The following is an 18,577-nucleotide window of genomic DNA, read 5'->3' as shown; positions in this document are numbered from 1 at the left end:
ATGGATAATTTATTGTATAAAATATAAATGACGGAGAATTTAAAAGATTAAATCTCCTCAGATTATCGTCATTGCGAGAAGGCTTTTTCAGCCGACGAAGCAATCTTTATGGCAAAAATCACTAGCATGAAAGATTGCTTCGTCGTTCCTCCTCGCAATGACGACCTTTCTTTTGAATCTGTCATTGATGGCGATGTTGTCTTTTTAAGACATCTATTCGCTCGACTTAACTGATAATAGTTTTTTAATTATAGATATTATATGTTAGGAGTAGTTTTATGTGGCGGGCAGAGTTTACGGATGGGTACTGATAAAGGTTTGCTCAATCATCAGGATAGATTATGGGCACAGGTCGCAGCTGATAAATTAAGTGCGCTTGATCTCCCGGTAAAATTTTCAGTTAATCCATCGCAACAAGAAACCTATGAAGGTTATTTTGGGAATGAACAGTTGATTGTAGACGATCCTTCGCTTGATATTAGGGGCCCTTTATTGGGTGTACTTTCTGCTTACTTATTAAATTCCGAGGAAAATCTGTTCTTATTGGCCTGCGATATGTTGTTGATGGAAATCAGGTTGTTGGAAAAGCTAATCCATTCGTTTAAAGCTGATGATTCTTTTGAGGCTTATATTTTTACCAAAGATGGTCAGCAAGAACCCTTATGCGGGATTTATAAAGTTGACGGTTTGAAACAAATTGTACACCTGCTTCAAACCAATGGTTTGGCCAAACACAGCATGAAATACGTTTTAAGCAATTTGCGAGTTTGCGAAATTGCTATTGAGGACCAGGATTATCGTTATTTCAGTAATTTTAACTCACATGCCGAAATTAACGGCTTATAACAATTGCAAGGCCGATTGATCAATCTTAGTAAAATTCTCTTTCTCTCCTTCACAAAGCACACAACAGTAACCTTCGGGTAAATCTTTAAATGCCGTACCTGGGTTAATGTTGTTTTCAATTTCGCCAATGCGTTCGTTATATACTGTTAAACAATTATTACACTGGTATAAAAACTCGCCGTCTTTTTTTATCGCTTCTTCAGTTTGAAAGCTCTGTTTTTGATTACCTGTTTTAAGCGCATTTAAACGGTATTTGTAAAATTTAAATATCGAACGTCTTATTTGTTCCGGTAATAAAAAGCTAGGATTACTCCTGCTAAAAATTTCGCCGGTACGCTCGTTGGGATTAAAATCCTTAGCACACAAAATATCATAAACGGGGAGTAGTTTTAAACCCAATACATTAATCAAGTGGCGTTTTTGGATCAGGATGCTACTAAAAACCTCACTTTTTTTGCGTGTTTTAATGCCAAAGCAGATTCCAAACGTCCTGGTATCATCAATGCTTAAATGTTTAACAAGGAAACTTTTTAATGCCAAGCCTTCGTTACAATTGTCTTCCACCTGAAAGTTAAGTTCATTGGCCGCATGCCGCATATTGATCTCAAATTCTTCGAGCAAGCCATTCCAAAGGTTTTTATCTTTTTCATCAATTCCTTTTATAATAATGGTTTTCCAGGAGGTACAGCACAACTGACCGAGTTTGGTATCTAAACAAAGCTGGCAGAGTTTCTTTAAAAATGGAATGCTGAACAATTCATCTCGCCTGTAGATACCCAACCAATATTTATTGTTATACCGGTTTAAGCCCTCGTAATAAGGCAGGTTAAATGAAGATAGTGATACGGTTTTTTCGACTTGTTTAAGAATGAAATTTTCCTGATCTAAAAGTGCAAAGAGCGCTTCACCATTGGCTTGTGGATTATCTACAAACTGCGACTGGTTGTTTTTGATAATACCCTCCAGCGCTTTGGTAACCTGTGCAATATGGTTGGTGTAACAAAGCTGATTCCATTCATAAGTTACATTTGTTTTTGGAAACCGGATAATCAAATGCCAATAATGTTCGGATTGTGAAGACGCAATCCAGTTGATATTACCCGTTAACATGGGGGTAAAGCTTTGGTCGCTATCGCAGATATTAACCTTGACGGAAGGTTTAAAGTCGATGTCGTCTAAAACATCTTTGTATACCCCTTCAGTAAGCCAGGTTTTGCGGATAAAAATCTCTTCAGCAGGATAAGAACTGATAATATTCGGGAAATTATTGGAGTCTACTTCATAATCAATCCCAAGTTTATCCATTTCGCCTGTAAATATGGCAATATTGTAGGTTGTAGTATCAATCAATAACTGCTGGCGGAGGCCAAAACGAACATATTGGATCCGCGCTTTTGTTGCCGCAACCAGGATGTTATACAGGTTGCCTGGTGATATGATTCCGCCTGGAAAGTTAATGATGATGGTTTGATACATGGTTAGCTATTTAGAAGTCCAAATTCTACTACTGCCTTGGGAAAATTTTTGTTTTCATGCCCTGGTCTGCATAATTTTAAAAGCGCAAACCTTTGGATATTAGTGAGTTTTCGCCACTGGTTTATGGATAGCTGTAAAGCTAATTCTGTTGCCTTTTCTTTTAGCATCACAGGGATCTGATGTAGGTTTCCCCAATCGGGTAGCGGATCGATAGTTAGCGTGGTGGCTTGATTTCCAGTATATTTGGTAATCAGGCCAATCAAAAATTGATGATACTTATCTGTTTGTTCTTGAGTGGAAACCGGTAGTAAGGCCAGTTGGATCCGTTCCGATGGATGAAATTTGCTCCATTCAGCTAATTTTAGTTTTATTCCTGCGGCATCCATTTTAAAACGCACGATCATCGGGATACAACGCACATTTTCTTCAATAAAATCTTCTTCGAACTTAAAATATTCAATCCCTTTTAGGTTTTTAAATTCTGAAGGACCAAGTTTTACTTTCATCACTTTGTTTAATTTTAAATATTCTTTAGCAATCTATCGTCATTCCCGCGCAGGGGGGAATCTTAAAGCTTATTGTTTTACTATTTCCAATCGTTTTCTAATGAAGGGTTTGAAAAATCTGTCGTCATTTCGACCGCAGTGGAGAAATCTTTGAACTATCCATTAAACATACTTCAAAGATTTCTCCATTTCGCTGCGCTCCAGTCGAAATGACGATTTATCTTAGCCTATCATTCAAACTTCTTTGTTTGTTTTTTTTTAAAAAAACTGACCGCTAGGACTAACAAACGGCCAAAGTTTTTTATGTTCCTGCCAAAGCAGGTTTAGCTTCCGTTTTTAATACATTTACAAAAGAATCTAATATGGCTTTTACCTCGGGCCTGCAACTGCCACAGCCCATTCCGGCGCCAGTTAACTGGCAAAGCTGCAAATGATCTTTACAGCCATCTTTAATTTTGTTGATCAGGTTACCTTCGCCAACATTGTTGCAGCTGCATACGGTTTTGCCGATAATAGGTTCGGTTGTTTTGCCACTCCTTAATAATTGAAGCCGCTTTTCGCTCAACTCCATTTTATTTTCGATCAGGTTCCTGAATTCTAAAAACTCACTTTTATCGCCAATTAATATGGCTCCAACCAATTTATCGTTGTGTACAATACATTTTTTATAGTAACGTTTGGCTTTATCGATAAAAACAATTTCCTCATAAGTAGGGTCGTTGTTCGGTATTTCGGCCAAACCTAATGAACAGAGTTCTAAACTATGCATTTTTAGGATATTCATGAGCAGGCTGCCCTGGTAAAATTTAGCAATATCTCCACATAGAAATCGTGCTACTATTTCGGCCTGTTGTTCTGCCGCTGCGGTAATGCCGTACATCTGACCTTTAAACTCGGCAATTTCGCCAATGGCATAAATGTCTTTTTCGTTGGTTCTCAGGTACTCATCAACCACAACACCTCTTTTGCATTCTATACCTGCTTCTTTAATCAGTTCGGTATTCGGAACAGTGCCTATGGCAATTACTAAAGATTCACAATCGATCAATAAACCACTTTTTAAACGGATGCCCGAAATACTTTTTTCTCCGATAATCCGGTCTACTTCATCATTGTAAAAAACCTCAATGCCTTTGCTGATCAGTTCTTCATGTAATAATTGACTGCCCAAAGCATCCAACTGGCGACCCATTAATCTCGATATCCGTTGGATAATCGTCACTTTTGATCCTGTTTCAGCCAAAGATGTGGCCAATTCGATTCCCAATAAACCGCCACCAACAATTACTACTTTTCCATTTGTGCTATCCACATGTTTTTTAAAACTGTCGGCATCGTTACGGCTGCGCATGGTAAATATGCCGTTTAGTTTCGGGATATCTTTAAGCACAAAAGCCCTGCTTCCGGTGGCCAGGAGCAGAACATCATAATGGTGGGTTTCTCCATTACTATCGATAATGGTTTTATTTTCTTTGTTGATTTTTTCGATACCTAACCCACGGTGCAGCTTAATTCTATAATCGGTTTCCTCGCTATCGCTCATTTTAATGAGGTTATGCCAGGGTAAAGTGCCAATAATATAATCGGGGAGAAGTACCCTGTTGTAAAAAGGGAAATTTTCTTTGCTAAAGATCTCAATATCATCTTCGGTATTTAAAGCCCTGTAACTTTTAACAAAACCACAGGCACCAGCGCCCGCACCAATAACAATGATCTTTTGCCGGGCTTTTTGATATAATTTTACTTCTACAGCACTAAATTTAAAATCAGGTTCTTTGCTTAGTGGATCAACCAGGTTATTGGTGAGGTTATTCACCCGGTTAAGGTCACTTTTTAAGATTTTTCCCCAGTGCATGGGCATAAAAACCACTCCTGGTTTAATATCTTCCGAAAATTTTGCTTTTACACGAACATTTCCACGTAAACTGGAAATTTCGATAATATCATTGTCTTTAATGTTCCGAACTTCGGCATCAATTGGGTTGATCTCTAAAAAAGATTCGCTAATATGCTGGTTCAGTTTATTTACCTTGCCTGTTTTGCTTCGGGTATGCCATTGATCTCTGATCCTTCCGGTGGTTAAAATCAATGGATGTTCCGGTGTTAAAGCTTCCGATTGGTTTTGGTCATCAAATGATAAAATATTGGCTTTTTTATCGGGTGTGTAAAACTGGTGATCGGTAAATAACCTGGCTGTTCCGAAGGCCTTTTCTTGCTTCGGGTAAGGCCATTGAACGGCTCTTTTTTCCCTTAAAATCTCATAATTAAGGCCGCTGATATCAATGTTGGTTCCTTCCGTAAGGGCTGCGTGCTCGTTATATATTTCGGAAGCACTTTTGAAATCGAAGCCATGATAGCCCATTTTTTTTGCAAACCGGCAGATAATTTCCGAATCTGGTAAGGCTTCTCCAGGTGCTTCGGTTACTTTACTGAGATAAGAGATATAGCGGCCCGCATTGGTCATGGTACCCTCTTTTTCTACCCAGGCAGCTGCAGGTAAAACCACATCAGCGTATTTTAAGGTTTCTATTTTGTTGCTAATGTCCTGAACAACTACAAATTTCGCTTTTTTTAATCCTTCTTCGGCTATTCGAACATCAGGGAGGCTGATCAGCGGATTGGTGCATAAAATCCATACCGCTTTGAGCTTTCCGGTATTCAGTTCATCGAACATCTCTGTTGCAGTTAGGCCAGGTTTAGATTGTATGGTGCCTAGGGGGATCTGCCAAAACTTTTCGACCTCATTGCGGTGACTTTCGTTGGCTAAAACCCGATGTGCCGGCAATAAATTGCTTAAACCACCAACTTCTCTTCCGCCCATGGCATTTGGTTGCCCTGTGAGTGAAAAAGGTCCGCTTCCAGGTTTACCAATATGGCCGGTAATCAGATTTAGGTTGATTAAAGAGAGGTTTTTATTGGTGCCTACTACACTTTGGTTAAGCCCCATGGTCCACATGCTGATAAAACCTTTTGCATTGCCGATGTAAGATGCAGCCAAGCGGATATCACTTTCTTTGATGCCACAAATAACTGCTGCTTCGGCCAGTGAGGTTTCGAAAACGGTATTATGGTATTTTTCATAACCGTTGGTGCTGTTGATGATAAAATCAGCGTCGATTCTTCCGTCTTCAATTAAACATCTGCCAATCGCGTGGTGCAGGGTAATATCGGTACCTGGATTGAGTTGCAGATGGACATCGGCAAGTGAGCAGGTCTGCGTTTTTCGCGGATCACTGACAATAATCTTTAGGTCTGGTTTTTTTTGCCTTGCGGCTTCAACACGGCGCCAAAGGATAGGATGGCACCATGCTGGATTTGCGCCCGCAACAAAAATGCAATCGGCAATTTCAATATCATCGTAACTAATGGGCACAGTATCTTCACCTAAGCTCATTTTATAACCAACAACCGCACTGCTCATACATAAGCGGCTGTTGGTATCGATATTATTGCTGCCGATAAAACCTTTAATCAATTTGTTAACTACATAATACTCTTCCGTTAAACATTGTCCGCTTGCATAAAAAGCCACACTATCGGGACCATGTTTTTTAATCAGTGCTTTAAAAACGGCTGCTGTTCTTTCTAGTGCGGTATCCCAGCTTACCCTTTGGAGGGGCATGTTTTTGTTGTAACGCATTTCGGGATAAAGCAGCCTGTCGCTTTTGTCATTCGCCGTGTAATGAAGATTCATGCCTTTACTGCACAACATGCCTTTGTTTACAGGGTGGTTTTTGTCTCCTTCAACTGTTATCCGCTCATGGATATCTTTATTTACTACAATACCACAGCCCACTCCGCAATAGCAGCATGTTGTTGTATTATTTAGCGATATATTCTTTTCTTCTTTCAAATGATCAACGGTATTGTAGGTAGATTTTTACTTTTGGTATGACTATTTGCTCGGTGTAAGTACAAGATCTTCTATTTCCGCGCTTTTCTGTGCCATAACGGTTCTGAAAATAAATACAGCAATGCCAATTCCGAGAATGATAAAGCCTAGAAAAGTAAATGCACTGGTATAATCGATCAGGTCTTTTTGAATAGTATGCCCGTTTTCGATTACATTTTTAGTGGCATGACCAGCTTTGGCTTTAAACATAAATGCAATAAGCATGGCGCCGATATTTCCACCAGCACCTACAATACCTGCTACACTACCAACTGCAAGTGGATTAATGAAAGGAACAAGGCTATAGGTTGCTCCGTTGGCCATTTTTAAACTTAGACCGAAAACGAACATCATAAAAATAGCCATTCCAATATTGCCCGATTTTGCGAACCAGATCAGGCCGATTCCTTCTATCAGAAGCAATAGCGCAAGTAAAAGTGTTTTGCCATCAAACCCCCAGGTTTTACCAATTTTATCAGCAACAATTCCACCCAATGGTCTGGCAAAAACATTGATCCAGCCAAAAATACCTGCAACCATTCCGGCTATGGCAATTGTTGCGCCGAATGAATCAGTAAAAAAGATCGGTGCGAAGTTATCAACCGTTATTTCTACACCAAAACAGGCAGCGTAGGCAATGGTTAAAATCCAGGTACGGTAATCCTTTGCCGCGATTAAAAATGTGTTTTTGGTGCTTTTTATGTTTTCGTCTTTTAAATCCTTAAAATCTCCCTGTGGGGTATCTAAAGTATAACGGTGATATAAAAATGCACATACTAAAAGCATTACACCAGGGAAAATCATGGCATAACGCCAGCTGTCTTCAGTGCTGCAAAAGCCCAGAGCGGTAATGCCAGATGCGATTAATGGCATAAATAAATTGGCAGCACCGCCACCTGCATTACCAAAGCCGCCTGCTGTTGCATTTGCGGTTCCTTTAATGTTCGGAGCAAACATAATGGAGGTGTGAAATTGGGTAATTACAAATGAAGCGCCGATTACGCCAATGGCCAGGCGGAAAAGCAAAAAGGAAGTATAAGAATGACTGGTTCCGATTAATAAAACGGGAATGGCACACAGTACCAAAAGCCAGGTGTAAATGAGTTTGGGGCCAAATTTATCAATTAGCCGTCCGATCAGTAAACGGGCAATAATCGTAGCTGATACTGAAGCAATCTGAATGTTGCCCACCTGATCTTTGGTAAGGTGTAATTGCTCTCTTGCAATTTTCATTAAGGGTGCCATGCCGAACCAGGCGAAAAAACAAAAGAAGAAAGTTAGCCAGGTGATGTGAAAGGTTTTCATCTGAACACCTTTGAGCGAAAATATATTTAATTTATCTAGCGGTTTAGTAATGGAATTTAGTGTCATAACACTCTGTTTAAGCGTAAATAAATAAATGGGTTCTTTTAAAATTTATAGCCTAAGCCTACGCCAACGTTCCATTCGCCATTTTTAACTGCGGTTTTTGGGTTATAGTATAGCGGTACCTGTAAGGCTACATGGCGAAAGGCCGTTGTTAAACCAAAACCAAGGTTAGGGGTGAGGGCTGCATTTTTTGGTGCTCCGGCAGCAACTTTATCTTCTTTGATTCTTAAACTGGGTAACAACCCCAATAAAACGGTGTAAGGTTTTTTGCTGAATTTGATGCTCGGGCCTGTACAGTTTATAAAAGCACCATGATCGACATATCCGGCAACGATAGTACCATCGAATAAAACGGCTTTAGTTTGCGATTTAGCTGAAAAAAAGAACAAGGTAAGTGCAAGGCAGCCTGTTGCGGCTACATAATTAGAAATCTTCATGTCGGTTTGGTTTGGGTTAAATTTTTTAATCAGAAAAGTTTAAATCTTACTGGGTCAGGTTAAGATTTTGGCGTTGTACCAATGTAAACAGTTCCGTTTTCTATCTTTACAGGATAGGTTTTTATTGCGCATTCATCGCCGCTTAAACATTCGCCAGTGCTCAATGAGAATGTTTTTTTGTGGAAAGGGCAGGCTACCTTAGGCTCATCGGTAGTAGATCCAATCATTCCACGGCTTAATGCCATCTGTTTTTTGTGCGGGCATTCATTTTGTGTGGCGTACCACTCATTTCTTCTGGTGAAATAGAAAAGTGCAATCTGATCTTCACCATGTTTTACACAAACGCCACCGTTCTCAATGGCATCCTCGACTCGGCAGGCTGCTAGCCAATTTGATTGTTCATTCATGATTTTGGGTTTTCTAAGGTTTGTAAAGATTATTATTAAACTGTTTTCCATTCGGCGGTTCTTTTTTGTCCGCGCATCTCAACAAATTCTATAGTTGGATCTTTGTCTTCTGGTGCATTTACAAAATGAGAGAAGCGTTTTCTGATCGCAGGATTTTCTACTGCTTCCTTCCATTCGCATTTGTAAGAGGCAATTAAGTTTTCAATTTCGTTTTCCCATTGGGCCGCCATCCCTAAACTATCGTTAATGATTACATTTCGCAGGTAATCTATTCCCCCTTCCATTTTGTTCAGCCAGGTTGCTGTTCTGGTAAGTGGATCGGCGGTGCGGATGTAAAACATCAAAAATCTATCGATGTACTTAATACAGGTTTCACTATCTAAGTCTGTTGCCAGTAAAAGGGCATGTTGCGGTTTACTACCTCCATTGCCACATACATATAAGTTCCAGCCTTTTTCGGTAGCAATAATGCCGAAGTCTTTACTCTGTGCTTCTGCACATTCTCTGATACAGCCACTTACAGCTGATTTAAATTTATGTGGTGCACGGATGCCTCTGTATCTTTCTTCAATTTGGATAGCGAAACTTACACTGTCATGCAGGCCGAATCTGCACCAGGTACTGCCCACGCAGCTTTTAACCGTTCTTAAGCCTTTTCCATAAGCATGTCCGCTTTCAAAACCTGCAGCAATTAATTCCTCCCAGATAATAGGAAGATCGTTAAGGTGTGCGCCAAACATATCTATACGCTGACCTCCGGTAATTTTGGTGTAGAGGTTATATTTTTTAGCTACTTCGCCAATTACGATCAATTTATCGGGTGTAATTTCGCCGCCCGGAACCCTTGGTACCACTGAGTATGAGCCGCCTTTTTGGATGTTGGCCAGAAAACGATCGTTACTATCTTGGGCCACATCGTTTCCTTTTTTAAGGATCATTTCATTCCAAAGGCTGGCCAGGAGCGACGATACTAATGGTTTACATACCTCACAGCCATCATTTTTGCCTAAAGCATCCAATACTTCATCGTAACTTTTTAGTTCGTGGATATGAATAAGGTCAAAAAGTTCCTGTCGGCTATAGTTAAAGTGTTCGCAAATTACATTTTTGATATACTTACCTTGCGATTTTAAGGTATAAGTCATTAAGTCTTTAACCATTGGCAAGCAGCCGCCACAACCTGTACCTGCTTTGGTACATTTTTTCAGGTCGTCTATGTTTTCGCAAGAGCCGTCAGCAACTGCCGAGCAGATGTCGCCTTTGCTAACGCCTTCACAGCTACAGATCAACGCCCCGTCTGGTAAACCAGTAATTCCGGCTCCGCCAGCAGGTTCGCTTCCACCACGTGCACCCAGAATCAGTTCTTCGGGGTTTTCTGGTAATACAATCCGGTTATTAGAGGTCTGCAACAGCAGGTTGTAAGCTGTTGCATCTCCAATTAATATACCTCCTAAAAGGTATTGCCCGTCATTACTAACATTTATTCTTTTATAAACGCCTTTGTGTTTGTTTTCGAAGATGATGGTGCGGCAATCGGGTTCGGTAATAAAATTATCACCAAAGCTGGCTACATCGATACCGATCAGTTTCAGTTTGGTACTCATATCAAACCCTGTGAACGTTTTGTCACCTTCGCAAAGGTTTGCAGCCAGCACTTCGGCCATTTCGTAACCAGGAGCAATTAATCCATAAATCATTCCATCGTACAAAGCGCATTCTCCAATGGCAAAAATAGCCGGATCGTTGGTCTGCATTTTTTGATCAACAACAATTCCACCGCGTGGACCAACCTCGATACCGCATGCCTTTGCCAGTTCGTCACGTGGTTTTATACCAGCAGAGATGACAAGCATATCTACATCTAAAGCAGTATCATCGCTAAACTTTAGTGCGGTAATACGGCCATCGCCTTCAATACTTGTTGTGTTTTTATTTAAGTGGATCTGTAAACCAAGATCTGCGAGTTTAGACTTAAGCATATTGCTACCTGCAGCATCAATTTGTCTTGGCATTAAACGCGGTGCAAATTCGATAATGCTCGTTTTTTCGATACCCAAGTCTATCAATGCTTTAGCAGCTTCCAATCCTAATAAGCCACCGCCGATTACCGAAGCTGTTTTGGCTTTTTTGGCATAACCGCTAATCAGGTCAAGATCTTCAATGGTACGGTAAACAAAAACACCTTCTTTCTCAATACCAGGGATATTGGGAACGAAAGCACCTGAACCAGTTGCAAAAACAAGAATATCGTAATGATAATCAAGGCCACTGGCGGTGTAAACTTTTTGAAGTTCGCGATCTATTTTAACAATTGGATTATTTAAAAAAAGGGTAATATTTTGCTCTTGATACCAGTTTTCAGTAGAAAGAGAAAGATCATCAGCAGTTTTTCCGTTAAAATATTCACTTAAATGAACACGGTCATAAGCTCTGCGGGGTTCTTCGCCAAAAACGATAAGATTAAAAGAAGAGGTTTTTGATCTTAGCTTTTCGCAGAATTTATATCCCACCATTCCATTTCCTATTACGATTATTTGTGGTTCTTTCATAAATCTTAAAGGTATTTTGTGTTTTGTTGGTTTCTGTTGGTTGTTTTTTGTTTCGAATTATTTGTTTTGTTGTTTTTTATTGATAATAATCGATTCAAAAATACCTGTTTTGATATTTATATGATTTTTGATATTCAAATATAGGTTATAATTCAATAAAAAGTTGTTTTAGTGTGATTTTTATCATAAAAATTTAATTTTTTAATAAATTTTCATCACTTTTATGTTTAAATAGTTAAATCATTAAAATTATGAATCAAAAAACTAACGATTTTGGACTTTTTATAATGGGTGGAGGTCCTGGCGATCCTGAATTGATCACTATGAAAGCTTTTAATGTGCTAAAAAGAGCAGAAGTTATTCTGTATGATAACTTAAGTAATGAAAAATTGCTAGAAATTGCACCGAAAAGTTGCAAAATGATCTATGTTGGCAAGCAACCTTATGGAAAATACACGCCACAAGAGAAAATAAATGAATTAATTGTCGAAAATGCCCAGAATTACCAAGTAGTCGTGCGTTTAAAGGGTGGAGACCCCTTTATTTTTGGCAGAGGATTCGAAGAATTGATTTATGCAGAGGCTAGAGGCATCAAATGTCATTACATTCCAGGTATAAGTAGTATGCAGGGCGCAGGTTTTATTGATGTTCCTTTAACACACCGTGGCATTAGTGAAAGTGTTTGGATCCTTACCGGAACCAAGAAGGATGGAAGTTTAACCAACGATTTAAAGTGTGCCATGAAAAGTTCGGCTACAGTTGTTATATATATGGGTATGAAAAAAGTTGGCGAAATCTCTAAAGCTTATTGTGATGCGGGCTTGGGTGATATGCCTGCGGCAGTTATTCAGCATGCTACCTTGCCCAACCAAAAACAAGTAGTATGTTCAGTTCAAAATTTACAGGAATCTGCTGAACAGGCAGGCTTAACTTATCCTGCTATTATTATTATAGGTAATGTGGTGCAGGCAAAAGCTTATGCAAACTTAAATCAGGCAGAGTTGTTGTCAGCATAGATAGGTTCATTAGTTCACTGGTCATTGGTTTAATTTGTTAATTGCTCCATTTAAATAGTCCTCCGACTTTATAAAAAAAAGAATTATAATACTCCTGGTTTTGTTTAGAAAGCAATTGTTGTAGCTGTTTTTAATGTTCGTCCTGCTTTCTGCTTCAATCTTTTTTGCCCCTCACCTCAACTGGGCTCAGTACAAGCTCGCTCAGGTGACAAAAAAGGATTTCCGCGTCATACTCTATTGAAAGAACCCATAGAAAGATCGTCATCTCGACCGAAGAGCCGCGGAGTGGAGAGATCTTTGGACTATGATATTGAGATCAAATTTCGGACTCCAGACTAATCTAAAAATATTTATCGAGCGTTAAGCCATAAGTAAGGTTTAGGTTTTCGCTACTGGTAATGTTCAGTTTGTTATAGTTTAATGCTGTAGTTAAACTGATCCATTTGCGAAGTTTTAATCCAAGGGTTGCTGATGAACGGATAATGTAATCACCTTTTCTAGAGAAGGAATTCTGCAAAAAATGATTTCCATCAATAGTAATCAGGTTTTTGATTATAAAATGATATTGTAACCGTAACGAATTTCTATAAGTATGGTAACTATCGCCCACAATTAAACTGCTTTGATCGAAAAGCACCCCATTGCTGATGTTTATGTATGCATTTTCTTTATCTAATATGCTATAGGCAATTCCACCACCAGCAAGCAGCTGATTTTTTAATTTTAAGGAATAACTGGTATTATAATTCACCAAACCCCAATAATAAAAATGAGGAAAGGTTTTATACAGGTTAAAATTTAACGTGGTAGAAAAATCGTTATTGGTTAAATTGTTGTTCTGTTTGCCGTAAAGCCAGGCAGAAGTAGAATTTAACACGAAACTTTTCTTTTTAAGGCCAAAATTGAACGCATTATTCAACAAATAGGCACGGTCTTCATTTGTTCGGTTAATTGATCCTGTTGAAGTGAGTAATATATGGTAATTGGTGCTATCGCTATATTGAGCAAAGGATCTAGCATAACAAGAACAGAGTAAAAGTAATGGCACAAAAAGCTTCATAGCTATTTTAACATCGGCTGCCCCTAATATGTTTAGTCTGATTTAATTCAGATCGTACCATTTGGGTACAGGAATATATTCATGGTTCCAGATTACTTCATCCTTTTCATTTTTATAACCTGCAGAGATCAGTTTGATCCCGGGTTCTTCCTGCACAATCTCTTTTTTAAACCGATAAGCGTCTACCGTTAAATAATGGTAAAGTTTCTCCTGATCAATTTTATTTTCTGCTAGCAAGATTAACGCATTTTCGCCCGTTTTAAGGGTGTAAATAAAGCTGCCTTTTATTCTCATTTCTCTTGTTTAAGTTTTATACAAATGAGCATCGGAATATGTTTTATTCGTCTTTAAACACTCATCATTTATTCCACAAAAAAAGCCCGCAAGGTTTAACTTGCAGGCCAATAATTAATATGGGTAGATTAATTTACGGTCAATTCGATTACCGGAATTTCGAAATCGGGTTTTTTCTTTGGTAGTTTTAATACCAAGGTATTCCCGGTCGATTTTTCAGTGTCAATCTGTATTTCAGAGTTGTCATGTAAAAACTGTGCATATTTTGTTTTGTCTTTATATCCATCCAGCGTAATGTAACCCGTATTTGGGTATTCGAACAAATGCACATACAGTTTTTTTGTGTCGTTATTGTAAGTGAGTTTTACGCCTTCAGGCGCTTTAAATTCGATAGGGGCGAAAGTACAATGGTAAATAGATTTCGAATTGGCGTGCATCCAAAGACCCAGGCTATCTAATGCAATGTTTGCTCTGTTATCAAACTCACCACGCGCAGTAGGCCCAACATTTAACAATAAATTTCCTCCATTGGCTACTGAAGTAATCAACAGATCTAATAACTTCCTGTTACTTTTCCAGGTGTTTTCATCTCTGTGGTAACCCCACGAGCCTGAAAAGGTTTGGCAGGTTTCCCAAACTTTGCCGCGATATTTTTCCAATTCCTTTGGACTAACCTGTTCTGGTGTTTCGAAATCTGTACCATCTTCATAATCATTAAGATCCAGGCGGTTATCTACAATAATTTGTGGCTGCAGTTTTCTAATCTGCTTAAGTAGTGCTACCGAACCCCAATCATCACGACCTTTACCGTCTTTGCCCGGATAAGAGAAATCTGCCCAAAGAATGTCGATTTTGCCGTACTTAGTAAGTAGCTCGGTTACCTGATCGTACAGGTACTTGCGGTATTTGGCTATATCCCTGTTTTTATTTAATACCGCATATTGATCTTCATGATCTTTATCAGGCCTTAAAGGATGGTACTTATCAACAGGGAAATCGGGGTGGTGCCAATCAATCAGCGAATAATAAAAGCCTACTTTTATACCCTCGGCACGGAAAGCCTCAACAAATTCTTTAACCAAATCTCTTTTGGCTTGTGTATTGGTTGCCTTATAATCGGTGAATTTACTATCAAATAAAGTAAAGCCTTCATGGTGTTTGGTAGTTAACACGGCATATTTCATGCCTGCTTCTTTAGCTTCTCTGGCCCATTTTTTAGGGTTAAATAAATCAGGATTAAACTGATCGAAGTATTTCTGATAGTTTTCGTTGGTAATATGTTCGTAATTTCTTACCCACTCATGACGGGCTGGCAATGCATACAGGCCCCAGTGGATAAACATGCCAAAGCGTGCATCGGTCCACCATTCCATTCTTTTGGTTTTTTGGGCAGCGGTTTCATTGCCTAATCGTTTTTGAGCAAAGCCAGGTAAGGCTAAGCCCAGTATGAACAAGGCTGATAAAATTGTTTTTCTCATTTTCGGTTTCTTTTGGTTAGTATTTAAAGGACTAATTTACTGAGGTATATCCTTTCAAAATGATGGAATATGAGCAAAATATTAAGTTAAATTGGTTTAAGTTTTAACGGAGGTGGTTGAATTTCTTAAAACTTTGAAGATGCCATTCTTGTTTAATTGGCAGTATTGTGGAACTTAATTTGACAAAAGAAACGATGAAAACTCAAAAAACAGCGGCCAAACAAAACAAACAACCAGGGATAGAGGCAAAGATGGATCCAAGACCTGAAGTAATTAAAGCAAATTATAAGGGAGCAGGAAAACTGAATGATAAGGTTGCCCTGATTACCGGTGGAGATAGTGGCATTGGTCGTTCGGTGGCAGTCCATTTTGCAAGGGAAGGTGCCAACATTGCTATTGTTTATCTGGACGAAGATGTTGATGCAATAGAAACCCAGAAAATGGTCGAAGCTGAAGGTAAAAGTTGTTTATTGATTAAAGGAGATGTTAAAAATCCTTCATTTTGTAGAAAAGCAGTAGAAACAACGGTTAAAGAGTTTGGAAAGATCAATATTTTGGTAAATAATGCTGGTATGCAGGTTCCGCAGAAAGATCCCAAAAAAATTGACGATAAACAGTTGGAAGATACCTTCCGTACTAACATATTTGGCTATTTTTACTTTGCGCACGAGGTATTGGAATATTTTCAGGCAGGTGATACCATTATCAATACCACCTCGGTAACGGCTTATCGTTCTTCGCCAAATCTGATCGATTACTCTTCAACAAAAGGCGCAATAACTTCTTTTACACGTTCGCTAGCAACTAATTTAGCCAAAGCAGGTATTCGGGTGAACGCTGTGGCGCCGGGACCTGTGTGGACACCACTCATTGTGTCTACTTTTGATGAAGAAAAGATCAAGTCATTTGGATCTGAAACAGCCATGGAAAGGGCTGGTCAACCCTCAGAACTTGGACCATCTTATGTATTCCTGGCATCAGACGATGCATCATTTATCACCGGACAGGTAATTCATGTAAATGGTGGAGAAGTGGTAAACGGTTAATTTCTTTACCTTTAATGAAATTTAAACCATTTCCATGGCATCAGATCCACCTAAAGATTGGCGTTTTAAGCTTCATGAAGTTATTTACGAATCGAACACACCTGCAGGTAAAGCATTTGATGTAGGTTTATTGATTGCCATATTTTCGAGTATCATTGTGGTAATGCTAGACAGCGTTATTGGTATCCATCAGCAATACGGCAAACTGTTTAATATTATGGAATGGATTTTCGCTGCGCTTTTCACAGTCGAATACATTTTGAGATTGGTGAGTATAAGAAAACCTGTCAGTTATGTGATTAGTCCATTAGGCATTATCGATCTTATTGCATTGTTACCGTCTTATTTGAGTATCTTTTTTATTGGTGCACAATCTTTACTGGTTTTTAGGGCACTAAGGCTACTTCGTGTTTTCAGGATATTCAAACTCGGACATTTTTTAACGGAGATTAATTTTTTAACCCAGGCACTGAAAAACAGTGTGAGGAAAATCAGCATATTCCTGCTCACCGTTTTAACCATCACCGTAATTCTGGGCTCCATTATGTATTTGGTAGAAAAGCGTGAAAATGGATTTTCAAATATTCCCGAGAGTATTTATTGGGCCATCGTTACCATAACAACCGTTGGTTATGGCGATATTTCGCCCATCACGCCACTGGGTAAGTTTGTAGCCTCTGTAGTGATGCTGATCGGTTATGCCATTATTGCTGTACCCACCGGGATCATTACCCATGATATTGCTGTTGCCGCCAGACAGAAAAAAGAATTACCCGAATCTTGTCCGAGCTGTAGTAGGGAAGGGCATGATAACGATGCCTTGTTTTGCAAATATTGTGGCTCTTCTTTGTTTAAATAAAAATGCCAGATAATACTAACCTGGCATCTTTTATAACAGAAATAAATTAGCTTATAACATTTCGCTGTCTTCATCATCGTATGCATTCGGATCTTTATCCAGTTCTTCTATATCCGATTCGTTATAGTCATCCGTTTCTGTTTCGTCATCCTCATCTTCTTCGTCTTCCGGACCTTCAATTTCTTCATTTAATTGTGTGCCTTCGCCATCAGCATATTGCACTTCATCATCTGTATATCCCTCGTCTTCAGATAACTCTGGAGTAGCATGACCATCTGCTGCATTTCCTTCCGAACGGTTGATCTGGAACTGTTCGATGTTTTGAATTTCTTCTTCTGGTTGATTGTTTTCTAGATTTTCCATAGTAAAAGTCTTTTATAGTAGAACAGATTCAGATCAGATTAAGTTTAGAGAAAATTTAAAATCTTAAACCACTGGTGTTGTAAGATTTTTAAAGAATTGATCTGATTTGCTCAAACTTTTTAAATGTTAATGGGGTTTTATTTATGCATTTACCTTAATTACTTAACCATGAAAAACCATTTCAATACCAGAAAAATAGCAGTAGTGGGAATGATCATTTCAGCTACTTCATTTAATGCTGTTGCAAAAGCTGACTGGCATTATGCAAGATCATCTGATTACATTAATCAACAAGATAGTTTAACCACTGCACAATTTCTGCAACAGACAGCTATTGCCGGAATGAAAGAGGTATCGACCGGGAAACTTGCAGCAGAGAAAGCAACTGATCAAAAGATAAAGGCATTTGGCCAGATGATGGTTGATGATCATAGCAAGGCCAATGAAGAATTAAGGTCATTGGCGAAATTTAAGAAAGTAAATTTGCCAATGAGTAGGCCAGAAGGTGAATTACGACCAGATGGCAGGGTGGATTCATCACCTGAAAACATGAAAGACACCTCGAGGACTAAAAATGCCGGAGGTGAGGCAGGTAATACCGGTCTGGCGAAAAAAATCGTAAATGGTGCTACTGAAGCTGATGTGGCCAATGCGATTGAAAAATTAAATAAGTTAAGCGGGGCTTCATTTGATAAAGCTTATGTTGAGATGATGATCACCGATCATCAAAATGCGGTTGCATTATTTGAGAAAGCATCGAAATCTACCGATAATGATGTCAAAGCATATGCAAATAAATATTTACCAGTATTGAAAAAACATCTAAAACATATTCAGGCTCTGGCTAAATAATGACTTTAAGTTATTTAGCATTGTAACCTTGCTCTTACATTCTTCTAAAACGATTTATTGGCCTTGTAAGTTTAAATAATTAATATATTTGTTTAAACCTGGCCAATATATGTTTCCAATAAAACATT

General features: G+C 38.8%; 16 protein-coding genes. 5 read left to right on the top strand and 11 right to left on the bottom strand.

What is annotated here, in order from left to right:
* Positions 1-261: 261 nt before the first annotated feature.
* Positions 262-846 carry a molybdenum cofactor guanylyltransferase gene (locus ACTJKN_RS01545; RefSeq protein ID WP_440822051.1) on the top strand — a complete coding sequence of 195 codons (585 nt, stop codon included), beginning with the start codon at positions 262-264 and terminating at the stop codon, positions 844-846.
* Here ACTJKN_RS01545 and ACTJKN_RS01540 read toward each other — a convergent pair.
* From ACTJKN_RS01540 to nirB, 7 genes are all read right to left on the bottom strand, one after another.
* A complete protein-coding gene (locus tag ACTJKN_RS01540) occupies positions 841-2,322 on the bottom strand; it encodes a rubredoxin (RefSeq protein ID WP_440822049.1) in 1,482 nt (493 codons plus the stop codon). The two genes, ACTJKN_RS01545 and ACTJKN_RS01540, sit on opposite strands and share 6 nt — an antisense overlap.
* Before the next feature lie 2 nt (positions 2,323-2,324).
* Complete coding sequence (locus ACTJKN_RS01535; protein WP_440822047.1) at positions 2,325-2,828, bottom strand: nitrate reductase associated protein; 504 nt, start codon at positions 2,826-2,828, stop codon at positions 2,325-2,327.
* A gap of 301 nt (positions 2,829-3,129) precedes the next feature.
* Positions 3,130-6,681 carry a molybdopterin-dependent oxidoreductase gene (locus ACTJKN_RS01530; RefSeq protein ID WP_440822045.1) on the bottom strand — a complete coding sequence of 1,184 codons (3,552 nt, stop codon included), beginning with the start codon at positions 6,679-6,681 and terminating at the stop codon, positions 3,130-3,132.
* Positions 6,682-6,723: 42 nt separating this feature from the next.
* Positions 6,724-8,091 carry an MFS transporter gene (locus ACTJKN_RS01525; RefSeq protein ID WP_440822043.1) on the bottom strand — a complete coding sequence of 456 codons (1,368 nt, stop codon included), beginning with the start codon at positions 8,089-8,091 and terminating at the stop codon, positions 6,724-6,726.
* 38 nt (positions 8,092-8,129) lie between these two features.
* Positions 8,130-8,525 carry a hypothetical protein gene (locus tag ACTJKN_RS01520; protein WP_440822041.1) on the bottom strand — a complete coding sequence of 132 codons (396 nt, stop codon included), beginning with the start codon at positions 8,523-8,525 and terminating at the stop codon, positions 8,130-8,132.
* 59 nt (positions 8,526-8,584) lie between these two features.
* Positions 8,585-8,932: a nitrite reductase small subunit NirD gene (gene nirD, locus ACTJKN_RS01515; RefSeq protein WP_029276048.1), complete on the bottom strand. Its 348-nt coding sequence runs from the start codon at positions 8,930-8,932 to the stop codon at positions 8,585-8,587.
* A 35-nt stretch (positions 8,933-8,967) separates the two neighbouring features.
* Positions 8,968-11,481, bottom strand: coding sequence for a nitrite reductase large subunit NirB (nirB, locus tag ACTJKN_RS01510; protein ID WP_440822039.1), 2,514 nt, complete (start codon positions 11,479-11,481; stop codon positions 8,968-8,970).
* Positions 11,482-11,732: 251 nt separating this feature from the next.
* Here nirB and cobA point away from each other — a divergent pair, with 251 nt between their 5' ends.
* Positions 11,733-12,497, top strand: coding sequence for a uroporphyrinogen-III C-methyltransferase (cobA, locus tag ACTJKN_RS01505; RefSeq protein WP_440822037.1), 765 nt, complete (start codon positions 11,733-11,735; stop codon positions 12,495-12,497).
* Positions 12,498-12,837: 340 nt separating this feature from the next.
* On the opposite strand, the gene ACTJKN_RS01500 is transcribed toward cobA, so the two are convergent.
* From ACTJKN_RS01500 to ACTJKN_RS01490, 3 genes are all read right to left on the bottom strand, one after another.
* Positions 12,838-13,557 (bottom strand): DUF481 domain-containing protein, encoded by a 720-nt coding sequence (locus ACTJKN_RS01500; protein ID WP_440822035.1) that lies wholly within the window; start codon positions 13,555-13,557, stop codon positions 12,838-12,840.
* A 42-nt stretch (positions 13,558-13,599) separates the two neighbouring features.
* Entirely contained in the window at positions 13,600-13,851 is a 252-nt protein-coding gene (locus tag ACTJKN_RS01495; protein ID WP_440822033.1) for a hypothetical protein, read from the bottom strand.
* A gap of 128 nt (positions 13,852-13,979) precedes the next feature.
* Positions 13,980-15,329 carry an alpha-L-fucosidase gene (locus ACTJKN_RS01490; RefSeq protein ID WP_440822031.1) on the bottom strand — a complete coding sequence of 450 codons (1,350 nt, stop codon included), beginning with the start codon at positions 15,327-15,329 and terminating at the stop codon, positions 13,980-13,982.
* Between the two features lie 194 nt (positions 15,330-15,523).
* On the opposite strand from ACTJKN_RS01490, the gene ACTJKN_RS01485 reads away from it, so the two are divergent.
* Both ACTJKN_RS01485 and ACTJKN_RS01480 read left to right on the top strand, forming a co-directional pair.
* Entirely contained in the window at positions 15,524-16,375 is an 852-nt protein-coding gene (locus tag ACTJKN_RS01485) for an SDR family oxidoreductase (RefSeq protein WP_440822029.1), read from the top strand.
* Between the two features lie 34 nt (positions 16,376-16,409).
* Entirely contained in the window at positions 16,410-17,234 is an 825-nt protein-coding gene (locus ACTJKN_RS01480; RefSeq protein WP_440822027.1) for an ion transporter, read from the top strand.
* Between the two features lie 51 nt (positions 17,235-17,285).
* Here ACTJKN_RS01480 and ACTJKN_RS01475 read toward each other — a convergent pair whose 3' ends face one another.
* A complete protein-coding gene (locus tag ACTJKN_RS01475; RefSeq protein WP_440822026.1) occupies positions 17,286-17,597 on the bottom strand; it encodes a hypothetical protein in 312 nt (103 codons plus the stop codon).
* A gap of 168 nt (positions 17,598-17,765) precedes the next feature.
* Between ACTJKN_RS01475 and ACTJKN_RS01470 the strand changes: the two genes are divergently transcribed.
* Positions 17,766-18,449, top strand: a complete 684-nt coding sequence (locus ACTJKN_RS01470) for a DUF4142 domain-containing protein (RefSeq protein WP_440822024.1) — start codon at positions 17,766-17,768, stop codon at positions 18,447-18,449.
* The last annotated feature ends 128 nt before the right edge of the window (positions 18,450-18,577 follow it).

Source organism: Pedobacter sp. 22163 (assembly GCF_052045595.1).
In the GTDB taxonomy this organism is placed as follows: Bacteria; Bacteroidota; Bacteroidia; order Sphingobacteriales; family Sphingobacteriaceae; genus Pedobacter.
The sequence above is the reverse complement of the archived record's forward strand: the minus strand, read 5'-3'. Positions and strand labels throughout refer to the sequence as shown.